The sequence below is a fragment of the Bacteriovorax stolpii genome (genome assembly GCF_002872415.1).
GTDB lineage: Bacteria > Bdellovibrionota > Bacteriovoracia > Bacteriovoracales > Bacteriovoracaceae > Bacteriovorax > Bacteriovorax stolpii.
Window position 1 is genome coordinate 3330951 of record NZ_CP025704.1, and the last position, 14321, is coordinate 3345271.

Here is a 14321-nt window from a genome sequence, read left to right on the forward strand (position 1 = left end):
AAAGAGCTAACAAAAAAGATAAAAAGAAAAGAGCAAATGGCCAAAAAAATCAACGGACTAATGACAAAAGAAATGAGGATTTACGGAGAAAACGCCTGCCTGGCCGTTTTCAAAAAACGTCCTCAGGATATTATTCAACTATTTTTGACTAAGGAAATGATGAAAAAGTTTCCTCACGTCACTAAATACTGCGCTCAAAACAAAAAGGCCTACCACATTGTTGAGCGCGCAGAACTGGAGAAAATGACCAAGGCCACTCACCATGAAGATATCTGCATGTTGATTAAAGAGGCCCCATCAAAGTCACTTGAGGCCTATCTTTCATTAAAACCGGAAAATGCAGTCATCATCGCTTTGGAAAATGTATCCAACCCACACAACATTGGGGCCATCTTAAGAAATGCCGCTCATTTTGGAGCAACAGGAATCATTGTTCCCGATAAAAAAGTCGCTGATTCTGCTTCTTCCATCAGAACGTCTGAAGGTGGATCTGAATTCGTCGATATTTTTGAAGCCAAAGACTTTAAGAAGGCACTGGCCCTTCTGGCAAAAAATAAATTCCAAATTATCACAACCTCTTCACACGCCAAGGCGAGCCTTTACGATGTGAAATGGGAAAAGAAAGTTGTGATCGTTTTTGGAGAGGAAGCTGAAGGTTTAAGTAAAGACCTTCTTGCTGTAGGTACAACTATTAAAATCCCTGGTACTGACCACGTTGAAAGCTTAAACGTTTCCGTCGCTAGTGCTGTCATACTTTCTGACTATTATCAAAAGGTGAAAACAAATGAAATCAATCCACGGTTTAAGTAATCGCGTTCTTCTTTGTATCCTCGATGGTTTTGGAATCAATCCGAAGGATTTAAAAAACGCTATCAAACACGCTCGTAAGCCAAACATTGATGCTTTAATGGCCAACTACCCAATGACCACAATTGAACCAGGTGGAACTCTGGTTGGTCTTCCTAAAGGTGTTGCCGGCAACTCTGAAGTTGGCCACATGAACCTGGGCGCTGGTCGCTCAGTTCGCCAAGACCTTGTTCGTATCAACGAAGCGATTGAAAACGATACGCTTAAAGATATGGAAGAAATCAAAAACATTATTAAATATGCCAAGACACACTCGAATCGTATTCACTTGATGGGTCTCCTCTCAGACGGTGGCGTTCACTCGCACATCAATCACCTGAAGGCCTTGGCTAAAATTTTCCACGAACACAAAATTGAAATGTGCCTACACGCTTTTACTGACGGACGAGACACTGCACGTGATGTAGGTGTGAAGTATGTTGAAGAAGCTATGCATATCCCGGGGCTGAAGTTCGCTTCTATGCAAGGGCGCTCAATCGGAATGGACCGCGACCGCAGATGGAATAAAATCGAACACTGTTATAAATGTTTTATGGGAAAGGATCTTTTTACAAGCTTCTCCCCTCTTGAATACCTGCAAAGCGAATACGCAGCAGGACGCTACGATGAATTCGTCAATCCAGTGATGTTTGATAAGTCTCTGGCGATGACCAAAGACGATGCTGTTTTATTTTTTAATTTCCGTCCAGACCGTGCGATTCAAATCACGCTGGCCCTGACAGATCCAAAGTTTACTGATTTTTCTGTACCTGTTCGCCCCGGGTATTTCTTGTGTATGACTCCATATGTGCAAGACTGGGTTAACCTTCCTATTCTTTTTGATAAAGAAAAACTTAGCGGGACTCTCTGCGAGTACCTTTCAAGTTTAGGAAAGAGACAATTTAAAATTGCTGAGACAGAAAAATACGCCCATGTAACATTTTTCTTTAATGGCGGTGACAAACATCCATTTAAAGGTGAAGACCAGGTTCTTATTTCATCTCCAAAAGATGTGGCGACTTATGATTTAAAACCTGAGATGAGCGCTTATCTTGTTTGCGATAGGTTGGAAGAAGCTCTTCGCGATCACTCGTACGACTTTTATGTAGTTAATTTCGCCAACTCTGATATGGTCGGGCACACTGGAAACTTCGAAGCCGCTATTAAGGCCATCGAGGCCCTGGATGTGGTAATGGGCAAATTGACTGCAACGTGCGCGAAAGAAGGCGTCACGATGTTGGTGACAGCTGATCACGGAAACTCAGATCAAATGATGTACGAAAATGGCGATGTCCACACTTCTCACACAGAAGCAGTAGTCCCATTTATTGTTGTTGATCCTAAATTAAAAAATGAGACAATAGAATTAAATGAAGGGCCGATGGCCCTAAGAAACGTGGCCCCGACTGTCCTAAATATCATGGGTGTTCCACAAGCTCCTCTTTTTGAAGGTGTGAGCGTTTTTAAGTAAGGATTAAGTTTATGAGCAAGTCTTCTATTAAAAATATCGGTGTTCTTTGCAGTGGTGGCGATAGCCCGGGCATGAACTGCGCAATCAGAGCTGTCGTCAGAACGGCAATTGGAGAAGGCCTAGGCGTGTACGGTATTCAAAAAGGATATGAAGGTTTACTCGAAAACAATATCAGAGAACTCAATGTCTCTTCTGTAGGAAATATTCTTCAGCACGGTGGAACGATTCTTCAGACATCGCGCTCAAAAGAGTTCAGAACTCCTGAAGGAAGAAAAAAAGCAGCAGATATCTTAAAGAAACGACAGATTGACGCCCTGATTGTCATCGGCGGTGATGGATCATTTAACGGCGCCATGGCACTTCACCAGGAACACGGCATCGTTGTCGTAGGGATTCCAGGAACCATTGATAACGATATTAGTGGAACAGATTATACAATAGGATTTGATACTGCTGTTCAAAACGCAGTGGAAGCTGTGGATAAAATCAGAGACACCGCTAATTCTCACGCCCGTACTTTTATTGTCGAAGTAATGGGAAGAAAATCACCGGCCATCGCTCTTAAAGTTGGTATCTGCACTGGAGCAGAGAACGTAGTTCTTCCAACAGCGACTATTGATTACCAAAAAATTGCCGGAGATATCGACCGTGGGATTAAACGTGGAAAAACTTCATCAATTATTATCGCAGCAGAAGGTGAAGAAGCGGGTATCGGCTACACAATTCAAAAAAATTTAAAAGACCAATTCCATCTAGACGCTCACGTCTGTATCCTCGGTCACATTCAGCGCGGTGGAAACCCGACGCCAACAGACCGCTTGATTGCTTCGCAAATGGGGCATTCAGCGGTTAAGGCCATTACCAGCGGACAAAACGCCAGCGCGACCGTTTATGTTAACGGCAAAGTTTCACTTGCTCCACTTGCTGACTGTTTAAGAAAGAAGAATGAGTTTGACGTCAGCGAAGTCGAGTTACTGACTTCGCTGTCGATTTAAGACTTACTTACAAAGCTCCAGGCAATCCAGGCCAAATGGGTCACTTTTACAGAAGTTTAAGCACGTCTGAAAGGCTTCATCCACACAGCTTGCATACCCTCTTTTAAACTTCGGCCAGTACTCAACCAAGCAATCCTCTACCGAGTTGCTCTGAGATGTTTTACAGTAATCCAGCTGGCTTTTGAGATTTTTAATTGGAGTTGCGCATTTACTGCCATCAAGCCCACATGTCACAACTGTTTGCGTGTTGGCCTGGATAGTGATTGTTTCACCTACTCCTAAATTCACCACGCCGGCAAATGAAGATGTCGTGAACAATGTGAAAAATAAAAGTGCTAATGTTTTCATAGATACCTCGCTAAGGAAATCTTAGCGAGAATGCTCTTAGCTTGTCTATGTTCAATTCCTGCTCAAAGACTCAAAAAGCCCCTCTATTGGAAGATGATATTGGTCATCTAAGACTTGCACGTTACCGGGCGCGATAATTTTGAGCATTTGATTGTCTTCTAATCTAAACATGTCACGCAAAAACTCTTGCACCGTAGAAGTCAGAACAAGCGGTGAAACTTCGCCTTCCACTGAAATTTTCCCTGCTGCAAAACAGTCCTCCAGGTGCCCCAATGGCAAATGTCCAGTCAGGCTCCAGAGCATCAAAAGCAAAGGCAGCTCTAAGTACCTATACTCTTCTTCTTTAAACTTTTTTCCTTCAACTTCGCCTTCTATGCACAAAACAAAACGCTTTAACGGGAACTTGAGTTTCCTCTCGCGTGAGAGATAAATAAATTTTTCTTTCACTCCTCGGGAATGTTTTCCCAACCCTACTATTTCGATGCCTGGAATCCCGTTTGAAGCGTAGCCAAAGATATCCACCGGACACAAAACTCCCCCGTACGGGTAAATACTTTTCGTTCTCATGTTCATAAAAATCTCCTGCGCTCCCCCTTGCAAAAGAAGCTCAGGCAGATCATTCTTAATTACCAAAATTTAATAGAAAAAATGCCTGAAAAAATCAATTTTTGAAAGGCATGGGAATTAAGGAATACGCTATGAGTTCACAAAAAGACGTGAGAATTGAACATGACCTTCTAGGAGACCTGGCAGTGCCAGCGGATGCCTATTATGGGATTCACACTCAACGTGCAATTGAGAACTTTAAAATTTCCGACAGCCAAATCGGCCACAACCACATCATGGTTAAATCTCTGGCGATCACTAAAAAGGCCTGCGCTTTAGCAAACGGTGAAATCGGAACAATCGATGCAAAAGTTGCAGAGATCATCGCACGCGCTTGTGATGAAATTATTATTCACGGCCGCTGCATGGATCAATTTCCTTCGGATATCTACCAAGGTGGAGCTGGAACTTCTGTCAACATGAACGCCAATGAAGTTATCGCTAACCTTGCCCTTGAACTTTTAGGTGAGAAAAAAGGAAGTTACCACATCATTCACCCGAATGATCACGTCAATAAATGCCAATCGACAAACGATGCTTATCCAACGGCTTTCAGGATTGCCCTTTATAGACATATCACTCTATTGATTGAAGCACTCGAGTCTCTTTGCTCTTCATTTGCTCACAAAGCAGAAGAGTTTAAGCCTATTTTAAAAATGGGCCGTACTCAACTTCAAGATGCTGTTCCCATGTCATTAGGGCAAGAGTTCAATGCTTATGCCACTCTCCTAAAAGAAGAAGTGAAACTGATCTCAAAACTAAAAGATTTAATTCTTGAAGTGAACTTAGGGGCCACTGCAATTGGTACTGGTATTAACGCTCCAGAGGGATACTCTCGAGTGGCCGTAAAAAAACTGGCAGAAATCACCGGACTTGAATACACAGTTTCAGAAGACCTTATTGAAGCCACATCTGACTGTGGAGCTTATGTTATGATCTCTGGCGCTCTAAAAAGAACGGCCGTGAAACTTTCTAAAATCTGCAACGACCTTCGCCTGCTTTCAAGTGGCCCTCGTGCAGGATTAAAAGAAATCAACCTTCCAGAACTTCAAGCAGGATCAAGCATCATGCCTGCCAAGGTCAACCCGGTTATCCCGGAAGTTGTAAACCAGGTTTGTTTCAAAGTTATCGGAAACGACTTAACAGTTACTATGGCATCAGAGGCCGGACAGCTACAGTTAAACGTGATGGAGCCAGTGATTGCTTCTTCTTTGTTTGAATCAATCAACCTTTTAGAAAATGCTTCATACAATCTAAAATATAAATGTATCGATGGGATCACCGCGAACCCGGATATCTGTAAGAACAACGTTATGAACAGTATCGCCATCGTGACTTTCTTAGACCCGATTCTAGGACACGAAAAGTGTGACCTGATTGGAAAAGAATGTGCGAAGACTGGTAAAACTGTGAGTGAAGTTGTCTTAGAAAATAAACTTCTGACTCAAGAGCAGTTAGACCAGATCTTCTCTACTGAAAACATGTTAAACCCAAAATATATCGGGAAAAACTTTAAGCTACAAACGCTCTAGTTCTTCAATCACCTGGTTGGTCATATTAAACATTTGCTCAGTTGAAGGTTTCACTTCTAACTTCTTCGTCTGGGCACCAACCCAAAGGTCTTCATTTTTACTTACATTAGCACTAAGCTTTCCCTTTGTAGCCTGTACGACTCCTTCACAAACACAAAGATAAGCTTTTTTCTTTTCTTCATCCAGACTTACACCGAACTTAGTTCCGCGCACTCCAAAAGAGGCATACTTAGTTTTAATTTTAAACGTCTCATCTGGAGTGAGTTTTTTTACCAGCGTATGAACCTGTCCCTTTAACAAATTAATCAGGCTTGTTTTTTCTGTCAGCTCTTCGATCATTACAGTAGCTTCTGTGAATCTGACCATATGACCGTTTTGAAATTTAACGACAATGTAATCTCCTTTTTTAGGGATTGTAATCGTCATTCCCTTAGCAACTTCTGCTCCTATAGCGATTTCCTCTTTATCAATAAAAGCATGGCCACTAATTTTTACAATATTGGCGATTGGAAGAAAGCCACTAGCATAAACACTTACAGAAAAGCACAGTGAGCAAATTAAACTAAGGATCTTCATTGAAACTCTCTCCAATTTTTTTAGCGAAATAACAGTTTATATTTTTTTCCAGCATCGAAAAGTGAGCGACATCTAGCCTGTTGGCGTAGATTTTCTTTAATTCGTCACAGCCTTTTTTAGGGTCAAAACAGTATTTCAAATCACGCTCATCACATGAAACAGAAATCATCACACTTTCACTGTGCTCACACTTAACCATCTTGGTTTTTTCATCAACGATCGCACGCGAGAGAGTTTTATCCAGCGGAAACTTATTAAGGCAAAAATCAATCGCCTGATAGACCTTCCCCATGCAATCAATCTCACTCATGGATTTGGCCTCAATGAGTTCAAAATTTTTAGCGCCTAATTTCTCGCAGACTTCGCGGAAAGGGTATTCATCGTAGCGTGCTTTGGAAGTTTCATGTTTTAAGACAGCGGCAAAGCTGTTTAAGGAAAGAAGGAGAATACAAAATGTGATTATAGTCTTCATAGGGGAAATTATATCGCAATTTCCCCTATGAAGAAAAAAATTATCTTACGATTTCAATCTTGTCAGCAAGTGTCCCATCAGCGTTTCTTAAAACTTTGATAGTAATTGATTTTTTTACTTGGATTGGGTTCATCGCTTCAGCGTCGTCAAAACTGTCCTGAACGTAGTTAATAACGATAACGTCTTTTGCCAGGAAAACGATTCTCTTTACTTCATACATCATCTCATCAAGTTCAAAAACTTTTGAATCCTGGTAACCTGTATTTAGAACTAAAATCATACGAGTTGCGTTCATCCCGTCGCCTGCCAGGATCTCTACGACCTTTGCCTGAAGTTCTGATGTCACTGAGTATGTTTGTTGAACACCGATAACCAAATCCAGGATTTTTAGTTCTGAAGCATTTGAAGCTTCGATAGAATCGTTGGCGAATGAAGCTGTACTGAAAGCAAGAGCGATAGCAAGGATGAATGATTTCATATAATGACTCCTAAAAAAATTTTTAGGCAAACTATCATAAATAAAAATCAGATGTGAGTTTGTGAAGATTTTACAGCAAAAAAAAGGGCCATCCAAAGATGGCCCTTTTTGTTTTGATACCTAAGTAAGATCGTAAAGCCTTTGAAAGACTATGACGGCCATAGCCCTCTAAGCTTCATAGCTTTTTCAAGACGTCTGATAGCTGCAACTAGGGCCGCTGACTTCATGTTACAGTTATACTCTTTTGAAACAGAGTAAACGTTCTCAAAAGCATCTTTCATGATTGAGTGTAGACGCTTGTTAACTTCGTCTAAATCCCAGAAGAATGACTGAAGACCTTGTACCCATTCAAAGTAAGATACGATTACCCCACCAGCGTTACATAGAACGTCTGGGATAAGGAATGCACCTTTTTCTGTTACGATATCGATCGCTTCTTTTGTTAAAGGTCCGTTAGCACCTTCAGCGATGATTTTTGCTTTTACGACGTGAGCGTTGTCTTTTGTGATAACACCGTCGATAGCTGCAGGGATAAGAACATCAACGTTAAGAGCGAATAGCTCGTCGTTAGTGATGTGTTTTGTTCCTGGCATACCTTTTAGAACTTTATTTTCTTTTACCCATTTCTCACATTTTTCAATGTCTAATCCGTTAGCGTCGTAAACACCACCAGAAACGTCAGAAACAGCTACGATTTTTGCACCTTGAGCGCGAAGATCGTTTGCAGCAGGGATAGCAACTTTACCGAATCCGTGGATCGCTACAGTTGTGTTTTGGTTGATTGTCATACCGATCTTTTCAGCAGCGAAGTTTACACAGAATGCAACCCCTTTACCTGTCGATTCAGCACGTCCTTTAGAGCCCCCGATTTCAATTGGCTTACCAGTAACGACTGCACCGTCAGTGTATCCTTTGATTTGAGAGTATGTGTCCATGAACCAACCCATAGTCTGTCCATCAGTTCCGATATCTGGAGCTGGAATGTCTACGTGTGGCCCGATGATCATGTTAATTTCTGTAGCGTAACGACGAGTTAGCGCTTGAAGCTCTTGACGAGAAAGTTGTGTTGGATCAACACAGATACCACCTTTTGCTCCACCGTATGGAAGACCAACAAGGGCACACTTAAATGTCATAAGCATTGCTAGCCCTGCAGTTTCAGAAAGGTCTACACCTGGATGATAACGAATTCCACCTTTACCAGGACCTAGAGATAAGTTGTGCTGAACTCTGTATCCGATGAACGTTTTAACTGTTCCATCGTCAAGACGAATAGGCACAGAAACTTGTAATGCACGTTTTGGGTATTTTAATCTTTCAGCTACGTTTGGGTCTAGACCCATGATCTTTGCAGCGTCTTCAAGTTGCTTAATAGCATCTTGAAAAAGAGCAGCGTCGAATAAACTCATTTAAGGACCTCCGATTCATAGAAATAAGTGCCCTCGAGTTTACTCTCGGATTTCTAAGAATGCCAGAGGTCAGGATGAATTAAAGATTAAATGGGAAGCTAGCTGTCATTTCCAGCCTTGAGTCCGCGTCATTTCCTGATGTATTTGAAAGACGGGCCTTCACATTGTCAGTAATTTGCTGGTCAATGTAAGTTAGCATTTCTGAATCGTTCACAGAGTACTCTGCTCCTGACGCCAAGCCTAAAGATTTAAACTCTTTGCGTGTAATTAATTTTGCTTTACCGTTGGCACCAAGTTGGGCCGAACATTCAACCCATGGGTTTTTTACTTCCATGATGGCCTTACCTTGAAGGACGCGGGCCTTAAATTTAAAACCAAAGTTTTTAGAAACGTTTACTGAAGCATTTGGGCGAAGGTTTTTTTCTACTTTGCTCATTCTGTGTAGAGTTGAGCCTTCATCAGCTTTTTTCATTTCACCTGATAATCTCTTATCAGCATAACGAAGAATCTTCTTACTGATGTATTTCCCTTTTTGTGAAGCTGTTGGAGTTGTGTACATCCCTGTCGATTCAAGGTCCCAAAGACGAACATACTCTTCCGTCTTTTCCCAAGCGTTCATAGATGCCTTCATATCTTTCATAACTCCGGCATCATCTTCAGCGAATATATTATCGTTAGTAAAAAAACTATCTTCATATAACGGAACAGTCAGGACTTCTTCCTCAACGGCCGCTGGTTTTCTCGACATCTTATTAGTGTCTGCAGCGTTTACTTGAAAAGCAGCAAAAGCGAACAGTGCACATAGTGAGTGTTTAAAAGTTAAACACCTGTGTAAGTTCTTCAAAGTTGCTGTCGTCATAGTTTTCATAAGGTTGAGCCTCTTTTAATGTTTCTTACCATTAATTATCGCAAGGCCTGTGCCAAAAGAGTTGGATAGGTAAATTGTATCTGATTGGGGCTTAATCTATTGAAAAGAGAGTTTCTCGAGGGATGGCCGACAATTTTGCTCCCATAGAACTGTCTAAAATTTGGTCAGTTCTATGGGATATAATGGTTTAGGACTTAGAAGAAGCTCTCTGCTTTAACACCACAAATCTTCGCACCAGACTGATCTTTGAGCTCTTTAATATAGCTGTTTTCGATTTTCTGGAAGCTCAGGCTCTTGTCACAGTAATTCTTTTTAAACTCTGAGAAGTTTGCTTTGTTGGCCGATGGTTTAAAGTAGTCGAGCTTGTTGTTGTCGCAAGTAAGCTTCTGACACACTCTCGGCATCTTTCCTTCTAATCCAGGGTCGTAAACTTCCTGTAGTAGAGTACAGTGGCGAACCAGGTTGCGCAGCTGTCCTTCGGCAACCGGGTCGTTGACGACACCTCTATCTTTACCTGAAACAAATTTCACCTGAGTTTCGAATTCTTTAAACTGCTTTTCTAAGCGTTCTTCAAATTTCTTTCTCGCCAGCATCGCCATCCCGTTTTTGTATTTATTGAAACGGGCCATCGCTCTACTTGATTCATTTTGAACTGAAGCTTCGTCTTTAACGGCCATCAGTTGTTCAATGGTGCGGGCGATACTCTTTTGTTTGATGTTTTCCAGTTTTGTTCCTGGAGTTGTCCTGACGATGAACATTGAGAGATCAAGTTCAACTGTTGGGTCTTTGCTACTAAAAAATTCCACGATCTCACTTAGAAGCTGACTTCCCATCTTTCCGCTTGGGTCATTGGCAGGGTCATAGTTTTGATAGTCTTTCATTTTGCCAATGAACTTATTAATTTTAGCCTGCTCTCTTGATTGCTGCATTTTTGGAAGAGACTTCACTCTTTCGCGCAATTCTTCTTCATTAGAAACCGCGTATTTCGAGAGGTCTTCAATATGATCTAAAATAGCTGACTCCAACTCCGGCGAAATAGCAGGAGTTGACGGAACTCCAGGCATTCCCGGCATATTATTCATTCCAGGCGTATTCATCATGGCAATATTCATACCTGGCTTCAAATTCGAAGGAATAGTGTCCGTTACTTTTTTAATGTCGCGATACTTTTGAATCAACGATAATAAATCTGAACTCACCGGAATACTCTGGCATCCAGGATTTGGTGTAGCGATTTCAACCGGCTTGTCTTCACAGTACATTTTTTGCTGAACGTTAAAGTATAAACACGCATTTTGCTCAAAAGTTTCTTCACTTAAAATCTCTTCCATTAAAGCAGTCGCTTTCTGAGCATCACTCGGGAAAAGTTTATCCAAGAGATTTGATACCAGGTCAGCACCAAAACCGGCCACGGCCCCCCAAGGTCCAACAACTGAAAGCGCTTTCGTTTTTAGAAAAGTGTTCATTGTCACCTTAAAGAGATCCTGTGATTTAAATCCACAGTCTTCCTGGTTGGCGATGGCCTGGTTGAGAATTTGCTCAATTCCCGCCAGTCCTTTATTGATTTGTTTTTGTACTGCCTGAGGAGCAATGCTCTCACGGCAAATCATCTGGTTTTCTTCCACCATACTTTCGTATTTTTTAGAAATACACTCTCTTCTTTCTTCCAGAGTCATCTCTTTAGTTTCTGTCTCCGTTGTCGTGTATGGATAAGTGTATGTAGATCCTGTCGTGGCCGTGGCCGATGAATCAGTAAGACAACTTGAAAAAGGATTTGTCGATCCCTGGGTCATCTTTTTTTCAGCATAATAATAAGCGAGGTTTCTCTGCCCAATGAGTTCTACGTTTTTTGAATAACATTTCACGCTGGCAGTTGAAACACCCATTCCCGCATAAGGATTGTTAGAATCAGATCCATTAAGCATCGTCTCTAACATCGTCAGCTGGTTTCTTCCCATGGCATCGGCCATTGCATCCTGTTTTAATGAACATTTAGGATTTTTAGAGGCCGTGCTTAAAAAACTCTTCAAGTCAGACAGTAAGTCTGCATCGTCATTATTCATTGACGTTAAAAGCGGACACTTGGCATTCACTTTAACATTTTTATACTGAACACCATTTCCACTTAAACCATTATCAAACACAGGAACTGATTGGTTGTTGTCGCCCTGAAACTGGTAACTGCCACCTACGCCACCTATGCCTCCCCCCATGCCAACGCCTAGGCCAGGATAAGCACCACCTCCTCCGTAACCAAAAAAGAAGTTGGGGTAATCTTCAGCTCGAAGAGTGGGAGAAAGAAGAGACAAAATTAAAATGAAAGCAGATGTTTTCATAGGTTGTCTCCTACTAGTTCTTTGACTGCTTCAAGTTTTCCTTCGTCGCCATACCAGGCAAACGAAATAAGATCGTAAGACCCTTTGGCAAAGTGAACCGGATAAATAATCTGATAACTGTTCTTATCTTGTTTTACCATCTTAATCAGGCAGACATCCTGACCTTTGATTTTCATATTCTGTGCCGATCCCTGCATCGATTCTTTGTAGAATTTGTTGGCAGCAGCACATTTATCACTCACCAGTGATTGCTTTTTGTAATGGGATTCCTGATGTGTTTCTTTTTGAACGACAACTTTTAATTCTTTGTCTTTTTTGTTTTCAAAAATATGGGGAGTGATTGATCTCAATTCTTTGATGTATTGATACTGCCAGTTTTGATCACTGAATTTCAGCGATAATCCTTGCTCGTATTTTACAGTTTTAATTTCCGCGCGAACTGAATATGTCAGCGCTAAAAGAAACAACATTAAGACGGATTTCATTAGACTCTCCTACCTACAGAAAACTATTAGCTTTTCGGAGGAGAACCGAGGGAACTTTATTTAGAAAAATGGCATAAAAAAAGGGGGCCGAAACCCCCTGATTTTGTTTTGATTATTGATCCATCATCTCTTTAGTTTCTTCAACTAAAGTTCTTAAAAGTTCTTGAGTTTTTTTATCAAGATTTAAATCTTTCGTTTTTGATGACATCGCTTTTAAGAAAGCATTGGCACTTACACCTTTTGGCAGAGCTGCTTTAAGCGGAGTTTTCTTTCCAGCTTTCACTAATCCACCTGCATTGATAATGCGTGCAAGTTCAGCTCTTTTAGTGATGTCTCCGGCCAGGATCTTTTTTTCTACATCAGATTTTAGTGATCCTTTTGGAAGAGCATCCCACTCAAGAAGAACGTATTTTTCAATGTCGTATCTCTTAGCAGCTTCCTTAATGAACTTTGGCATCTTCGCGATAAGCAGTGAACGGTGAACTTCTGACTTAGAAATCCCAAGCGCCGCCTGGATTTTTCTCTCGCTTGCTTCTGTCGCAATTTGATAGTTCAGGATACCGTCAGCTTTATCAACGTAGTGAAGTTCTTCGCGGGCCGAGTTCTCAGAGAACTGGATCGCCATTAACTCTTCTTCAGTCTTGTTTTCAAGAACAAAGCATGGAGCTGAAACGGCCTTGTTGAAAGTAAGAGCGCGGTAACGTCTCTCACCACAAATCAGTCTATAACGGCCGTTTTTGTCCTGGTGAAGAACAAGCGGTTGAATAAGACCGTTTAGTTCGATGTTTTTAGCTAAATCTTTGATTGAATCGTCGTTGAACTTGGTTCTTACCTGTTCCTTAACAACAATTTCCTTCATCTGGATTTCAGTAAGCTTAGCTCCCTGAAGTAGACGATCATCTGAAACTTTAAATATTTCGCGACCTACTTTTTCTGCAAGGTCGATGGTGTTTCTTTCTTTTTTAGATACACGCGCAGCAAATGTCTTAGACATATATAATTCTCCACATCCTTATGTAAATTAACTGTCAATCAATTATAAGTTTAATGATTTCCAAAGTTCTTCGTAGTCACGACGGCCAGCAGACTTCGCTCCCATAACACAAACTGGTCTTCTTGTAGAGATCGACTCTTGAAGCTGAACCATGTTTCTTACCATTGGGGTGATGTTGAAGGACTGTGACAACTCTTCCATTCTGGCCTGCTCGATTTTTCTTCTCGGGTTAACCATAGATGGAATAATAGAAAACTCTAAAGATGGGTTTTCTGTTTCTTTGATAATCTCAAACGTGTCCATTAACTCTTCCAGACCGTCGATTGAATAATCTTGTGCCTGAGTAGGGATAAGAACGCGGTTTGAAGCCACTAAAGACATGATCAACTCATCTCCAAGCATTGGTGGAGTGTCGATGATTACATAATCAAAATCAAGATTCGCATCCTGAAGTCTCTTTCTAAGTAGACGCTCTTTTCTTCCCGCTTCTTTTCTAATCTCACCTTCTGAAAGGATCAGAAGCTTTGAAAGGTTAGAAAGGTGGCGGCTGGCAGGAATCAATCTGATATTTTTGTACAGCTTGCCTGACATTTCCGGCTTCACGATTACGTCGTTAATACCAACGTCACCGATTAACCATTCTGGAACTAATGTTCTTTGAATTTGCACCCCAAAAGTTGAACTTAGGTTTGCTTGTGAATCGAGGTCAATAACTAGAACTTTATGACCTTTATTAGCTAGGTAACAAGATAACTGATAGCATTGCATTGTCTTACCAACGCCACCCTTGTTATTACCGATTGTGATAACTTCCATGAATCACTCCTGTTTTTTATACTCATTTAAAAGTTTGTTGGACTTGTTAGGAGTTGTCAAAGAAAAAATGCCCCTATCAAAAATTGTAG

15 protein-coding genes are annotated in these 14321 nt (G+C 41.2%); 4 read left to right on the forward strand and 11 right to left on the reverse strand.

Going from position 1 to position 14321, the window contains the following annotated elements:
• Positions 1 to 36: 36 nt before the first annotated feature.
• Genes C0V70_RS16400 through pfkA form a run of 3 tightly spaced genes read left to right on the forward strand, consistent with a single transcriptional unit; the run spans position 37 to position 3312 of the window.
• Positions 37 to 810: a TrmH family RNA methyltransferase gene (locus C0V70_RS16400; RefSeq protein ID WP_102244949.1), complete on the forward strand. Its 774-nt coding sequence runs from the start codon at positions 37 to 39 to the stop codon at positions 808 to 810.
• Positions 785 to 2317, forward strand: a complete 1533-nt coding sequence (gpmI, locus tag C0V70_RS16405) for a 2,3-bisphosphoglycerate-independent phosphoglycerate mutase (protein WP_102244950.1) — start codon at positions 785 to 787, stop codon at positions 2315 to 2317. The genes C0V70_RS16400 and gpmI overlap by 26 nt, the downstream gene beginning before the upstream one ends.
• 11 nt (positions 2318 to 2328) lie before the next feature.
• Positions 2329 to 3312, forward strand: a complete 984-nt coding sequence (gene pfkA / locus C0V70_RS16410; protein ID WP_102244951.1) for a 6-phosphofructokinase — start codon at positions 2329 to 2331, stop codon at positions 3310 to 3312.
• A gap of 3 nt (positions 3313 to 3315) precedes the next feature.
• Here the strand turns inward: pfkA and C0V70_RS16415 are convergent, their stop codons facing one another.
• Together C0V70_RS16415 and C0V70_RS16420 are read right to left on the reverse strand one after the other, a co-directional pair.
• Complete coding sequence (locus tag C0V70_RS16415) at positions 3316 to 3660, reverse strand: hypothetical protein (RefSeq protein ID WP_102244952.1); 345 nt, start codon at positions 3658 to 3660, stop codon at positions 3316 to 3318.
• A 51-nt stretch (positions 3661 to 3711) separates the two neighbouring features.
• Positions 3712 to 4233, reverse strand: a complete 522-nt coding sequence (locus tag C0V70_RS16420) for a hypothetical protein (protein ID WP_102244953.1) — start codon at positions 4231 to 4233, stop codon at positions 3712 to 3714.
• Between the two features lie 125 nt (positions 4234 to 4358).
• Here C0V70_RS16420 and aspA point away from each other — a divergent pair, with 125 nt between their 5' ends.
• Positions 4359 to 5798, forward strand: a complete 1440-nt coding sequence (gene aspA / locus C0V70_RS16425; RefSeq protein WP_102244954.1) for an aspartate ammonia-lyase — start codon at positions 4359 to 4361, stop codon at positions 5796 to 5798.
• On the opposite strand, the gene C0V70_RS16430 is transcribed toward aspA, so the two are convergent.
• The 9 genes from C0V70_RS16430 to C0V70_RS16470 all read right to left on the reverse strand — a co-directional run bounded on the left by C0V70_RS16430 (position 5784) and on the right by C0V70_RS16470 (position 14232).
• Positions 5784 to 6374: a FecR domain-containing protein gene (locus C0V70_RS16430; protein WP_102244955.1), complete on the reverse strand. Its 591-nt coding sequence runs from the start codon at positions 6372 to 6374 to the stop codon at positions 5784 to 5786. The two genes, aspA and C0V70_RS16430, sit on opposite strands and share 15 nt — an antisense overlap.
• On the reverse strand, positions 6361 to 6846 hold the full coding sequence (locus C0V70_RS16435) for a hypothetical protein (RefSeq protein WP_102244956.1): 486 nt from the start codon (positions 6844 to 6846) through the stop codon (positions 6361 to 6363). The genes C0V70_RS16430 and C0V70_RS16435 overlap by 14 nt, the downstream gene beginning before the upstream one ends.
• Before the next feature lie 40 nt (positions 6847 to 6886).
• Complete coding sequence (locus tag C0V70_RS16440) at positions 6887 to 7324, reverse strand: hypothetical protein (RefSeq protein ID WP_102244957.1); 438 nt, start codon at positions 7322 to 7324, stop codon at positions 6887 to 6889.
• A gap of 149 nt (positions 7325 to 7473) precedes the next feature.
• Positions 7474 to 8733 carry a Glu/Leu/Phe/Val family dehydrogenase gene (locus tag C0V70_RS16445; protein ID WP_102244958.1) on the reverse strand — a complete coding sequence of 420 codons (1260 nt, stop codon included), beginning with the start codon at positions 8731 to 8733 and terminating at the stop codon, positions 7474 to 7476.
• A 79-nt stretch (positions 8734 to 8812) separates the two neighbouring features.
• On the reverse strand, positions 8813 to 9601 hold the full coding sequence (locus C0V70_RS16450) for a hypothetical protein (protein WP_102244959.1): 789 nt from the start codon (positions 9599 to 9601) through the stop codon (positions 8813 to 8815).
• 194 nt (positions 9602 to 9795) lie between these two features.
• Positions 9796 to 11937: a hypothetical protein gene (locus C0V70_RS16455; protein WP_102244960.1), complete on the reverse strand. Its 2142-nt coding sequence runs from the start codon at positions 11935 to 11937 to the stop codon at positions 9796 to 9798.
• The gene (locus C0V70_RS16460; RefSeq protein ID WP_102244961.1) at positions 11934 to 12422 is read right to left on the reverse strand and encodes a hypothetical protein; all 489 of its coding nucleotides are present in this window, start codon (positions 12420 to 12422) and stop codon (positions 11934 to 11936) included. The genes C0V70_RS16455 and C0V70_RS16460 overlap by 4 nt, the downstream gene beginning before the upstream one ends.
• Before the next feature lie 112 nt (positions 12423 to 12534).
• Complete coding sequence (locus C0V70_RS16465) at positions 12535 to 13416, reverse strand: ParB/RepB/Spo0J family partition protein (protein ID WP_102244962.1); 882 nt, start codon at positions 13414 to 13416, stop codon at positions 12535 to 12537.
• Between the two features lie 42 nt (positions 13417 to 13458).
• The gene (locus C0V70_RS16470; protein ID WP_102244963.1) at positions 13459 to 14232 is read right to left on the reverse strand and encodes a ParA family protein; all 774 of its coding nucleotides are present in this window, start codon (positions 14230 to 14232) and stop codon (positions 13459 to 13461) included.
• Positions 14233 to 14321 lie beyond the last annotated feature (89 nt).

Excerpts from the sequence above, each read along its gene's own strand:
- C0V70_RS16400 (WP_102244949.1), top strand. The coding sequence starts at position 37 with ATGGCCAAAAAAATCAACGGACTAATGACAAAAGAAATGAGGATTTAC.
- gpmI (WP_102244950.1), top strand. The coding sequence starts at position 785 with ATGAAATCAATCCACGGTTTAAGTAATCGCGTTCTTCTTTGTATCCTC.
- pfkA (WP_102244951.1), top strand. The coding sequence starts at position 2,329 with ATGAGCAAGTCTTCTATTAAAAATATCGGTGTTCTTTGCAGTGGTGGC.
- C0V70_RS16415 (WP_102244952.1), bottom strand. The coding sequence starts at position 3,660 with ATGAAAACATTAGCACTTTTATTTTTCACATTGTTCACGACATCTTCA.
- C0V70_RS16420 (WP_102244953.1), bottom strand. The coding sequence starts at position 4,233 with ATGAACATGAGAACGAAAAGTATTTACCCGTACGGGGGAGTTTTGTGT.
- aspA (WP_102244954.1), top strand. The coding sequence starts at position 4,359 with ATGAGTTCACAAAAAGACGTGAGAATTGAACATGACCTTCTAGGAGAC.
- C0V70_RS16430 (WP_102244955.1), bottom strand. The coding sequence starts at position 6,374 with ATGAAGATCCTTAGTTTAATTTGCTCACTGTGCTTTTCTGTAAGTGTT.
- C0V70_RS16435 (WP_102244956.1), bottom strand. The coding sequence starts at position 6,846 with ATGAAGACTATAATCACATTTTGTATTCTCCTTCTTTCCTTAAACAGC.
- C0V70_RS16440 (WP_102244957.1), bottom strand. The coding sequence starts at position 7,324 with ATGAAATCATTCATCCTTGCTATCGCTCTTGCTTTCAGTACAGCTTCA.
- C0V70_RS16445 (WP_102244958.1), bottom strand. The coding sequence starts at position 8,733 with ATGAGTTTATTCGACGCTGCTCTTTTTCAAGATGCTATTAAGCAACTT.
- C0V70_RS16450 (WP_102244959.1), bottom strand. The coding sequence starts at position 9,601 with ATGAAAACTATGACGACAGCAACTTTGAAGAACTTACACAGGTGTTTA.
- C0V70_RS16455 (WP_102244960.1), bottom strand. The coding sequence starts at position 11,937 with ATGAAAACATCTGCTTTCATTTTAATTTTGTCTCTTCTTTCTCCCACT.
- C0V70_RS16460 (WP_102244961.1), bottom strand. The coding sequence starts at position 12,422 with ATGAAATCCGTCTTAATGTTGTTTCTTTTAGCGCTGACATATTCAGTT.
- C0V70_RS16465 (WP_102244962.1), bottom strand. The coding sequence starts at position 13,416 with ATGTCTAAGACATTTGCTGCGCGTGTATCTAAAAAAGAAAGAAACACC.
- C0V70_RS16470 (WP_102244963.1), bottom strand. The coding sequence starts at position 14,232 with ATGGAAGTTATCACAATCGGTAATAACAAGGGTGGCGTTGGTAAGACA.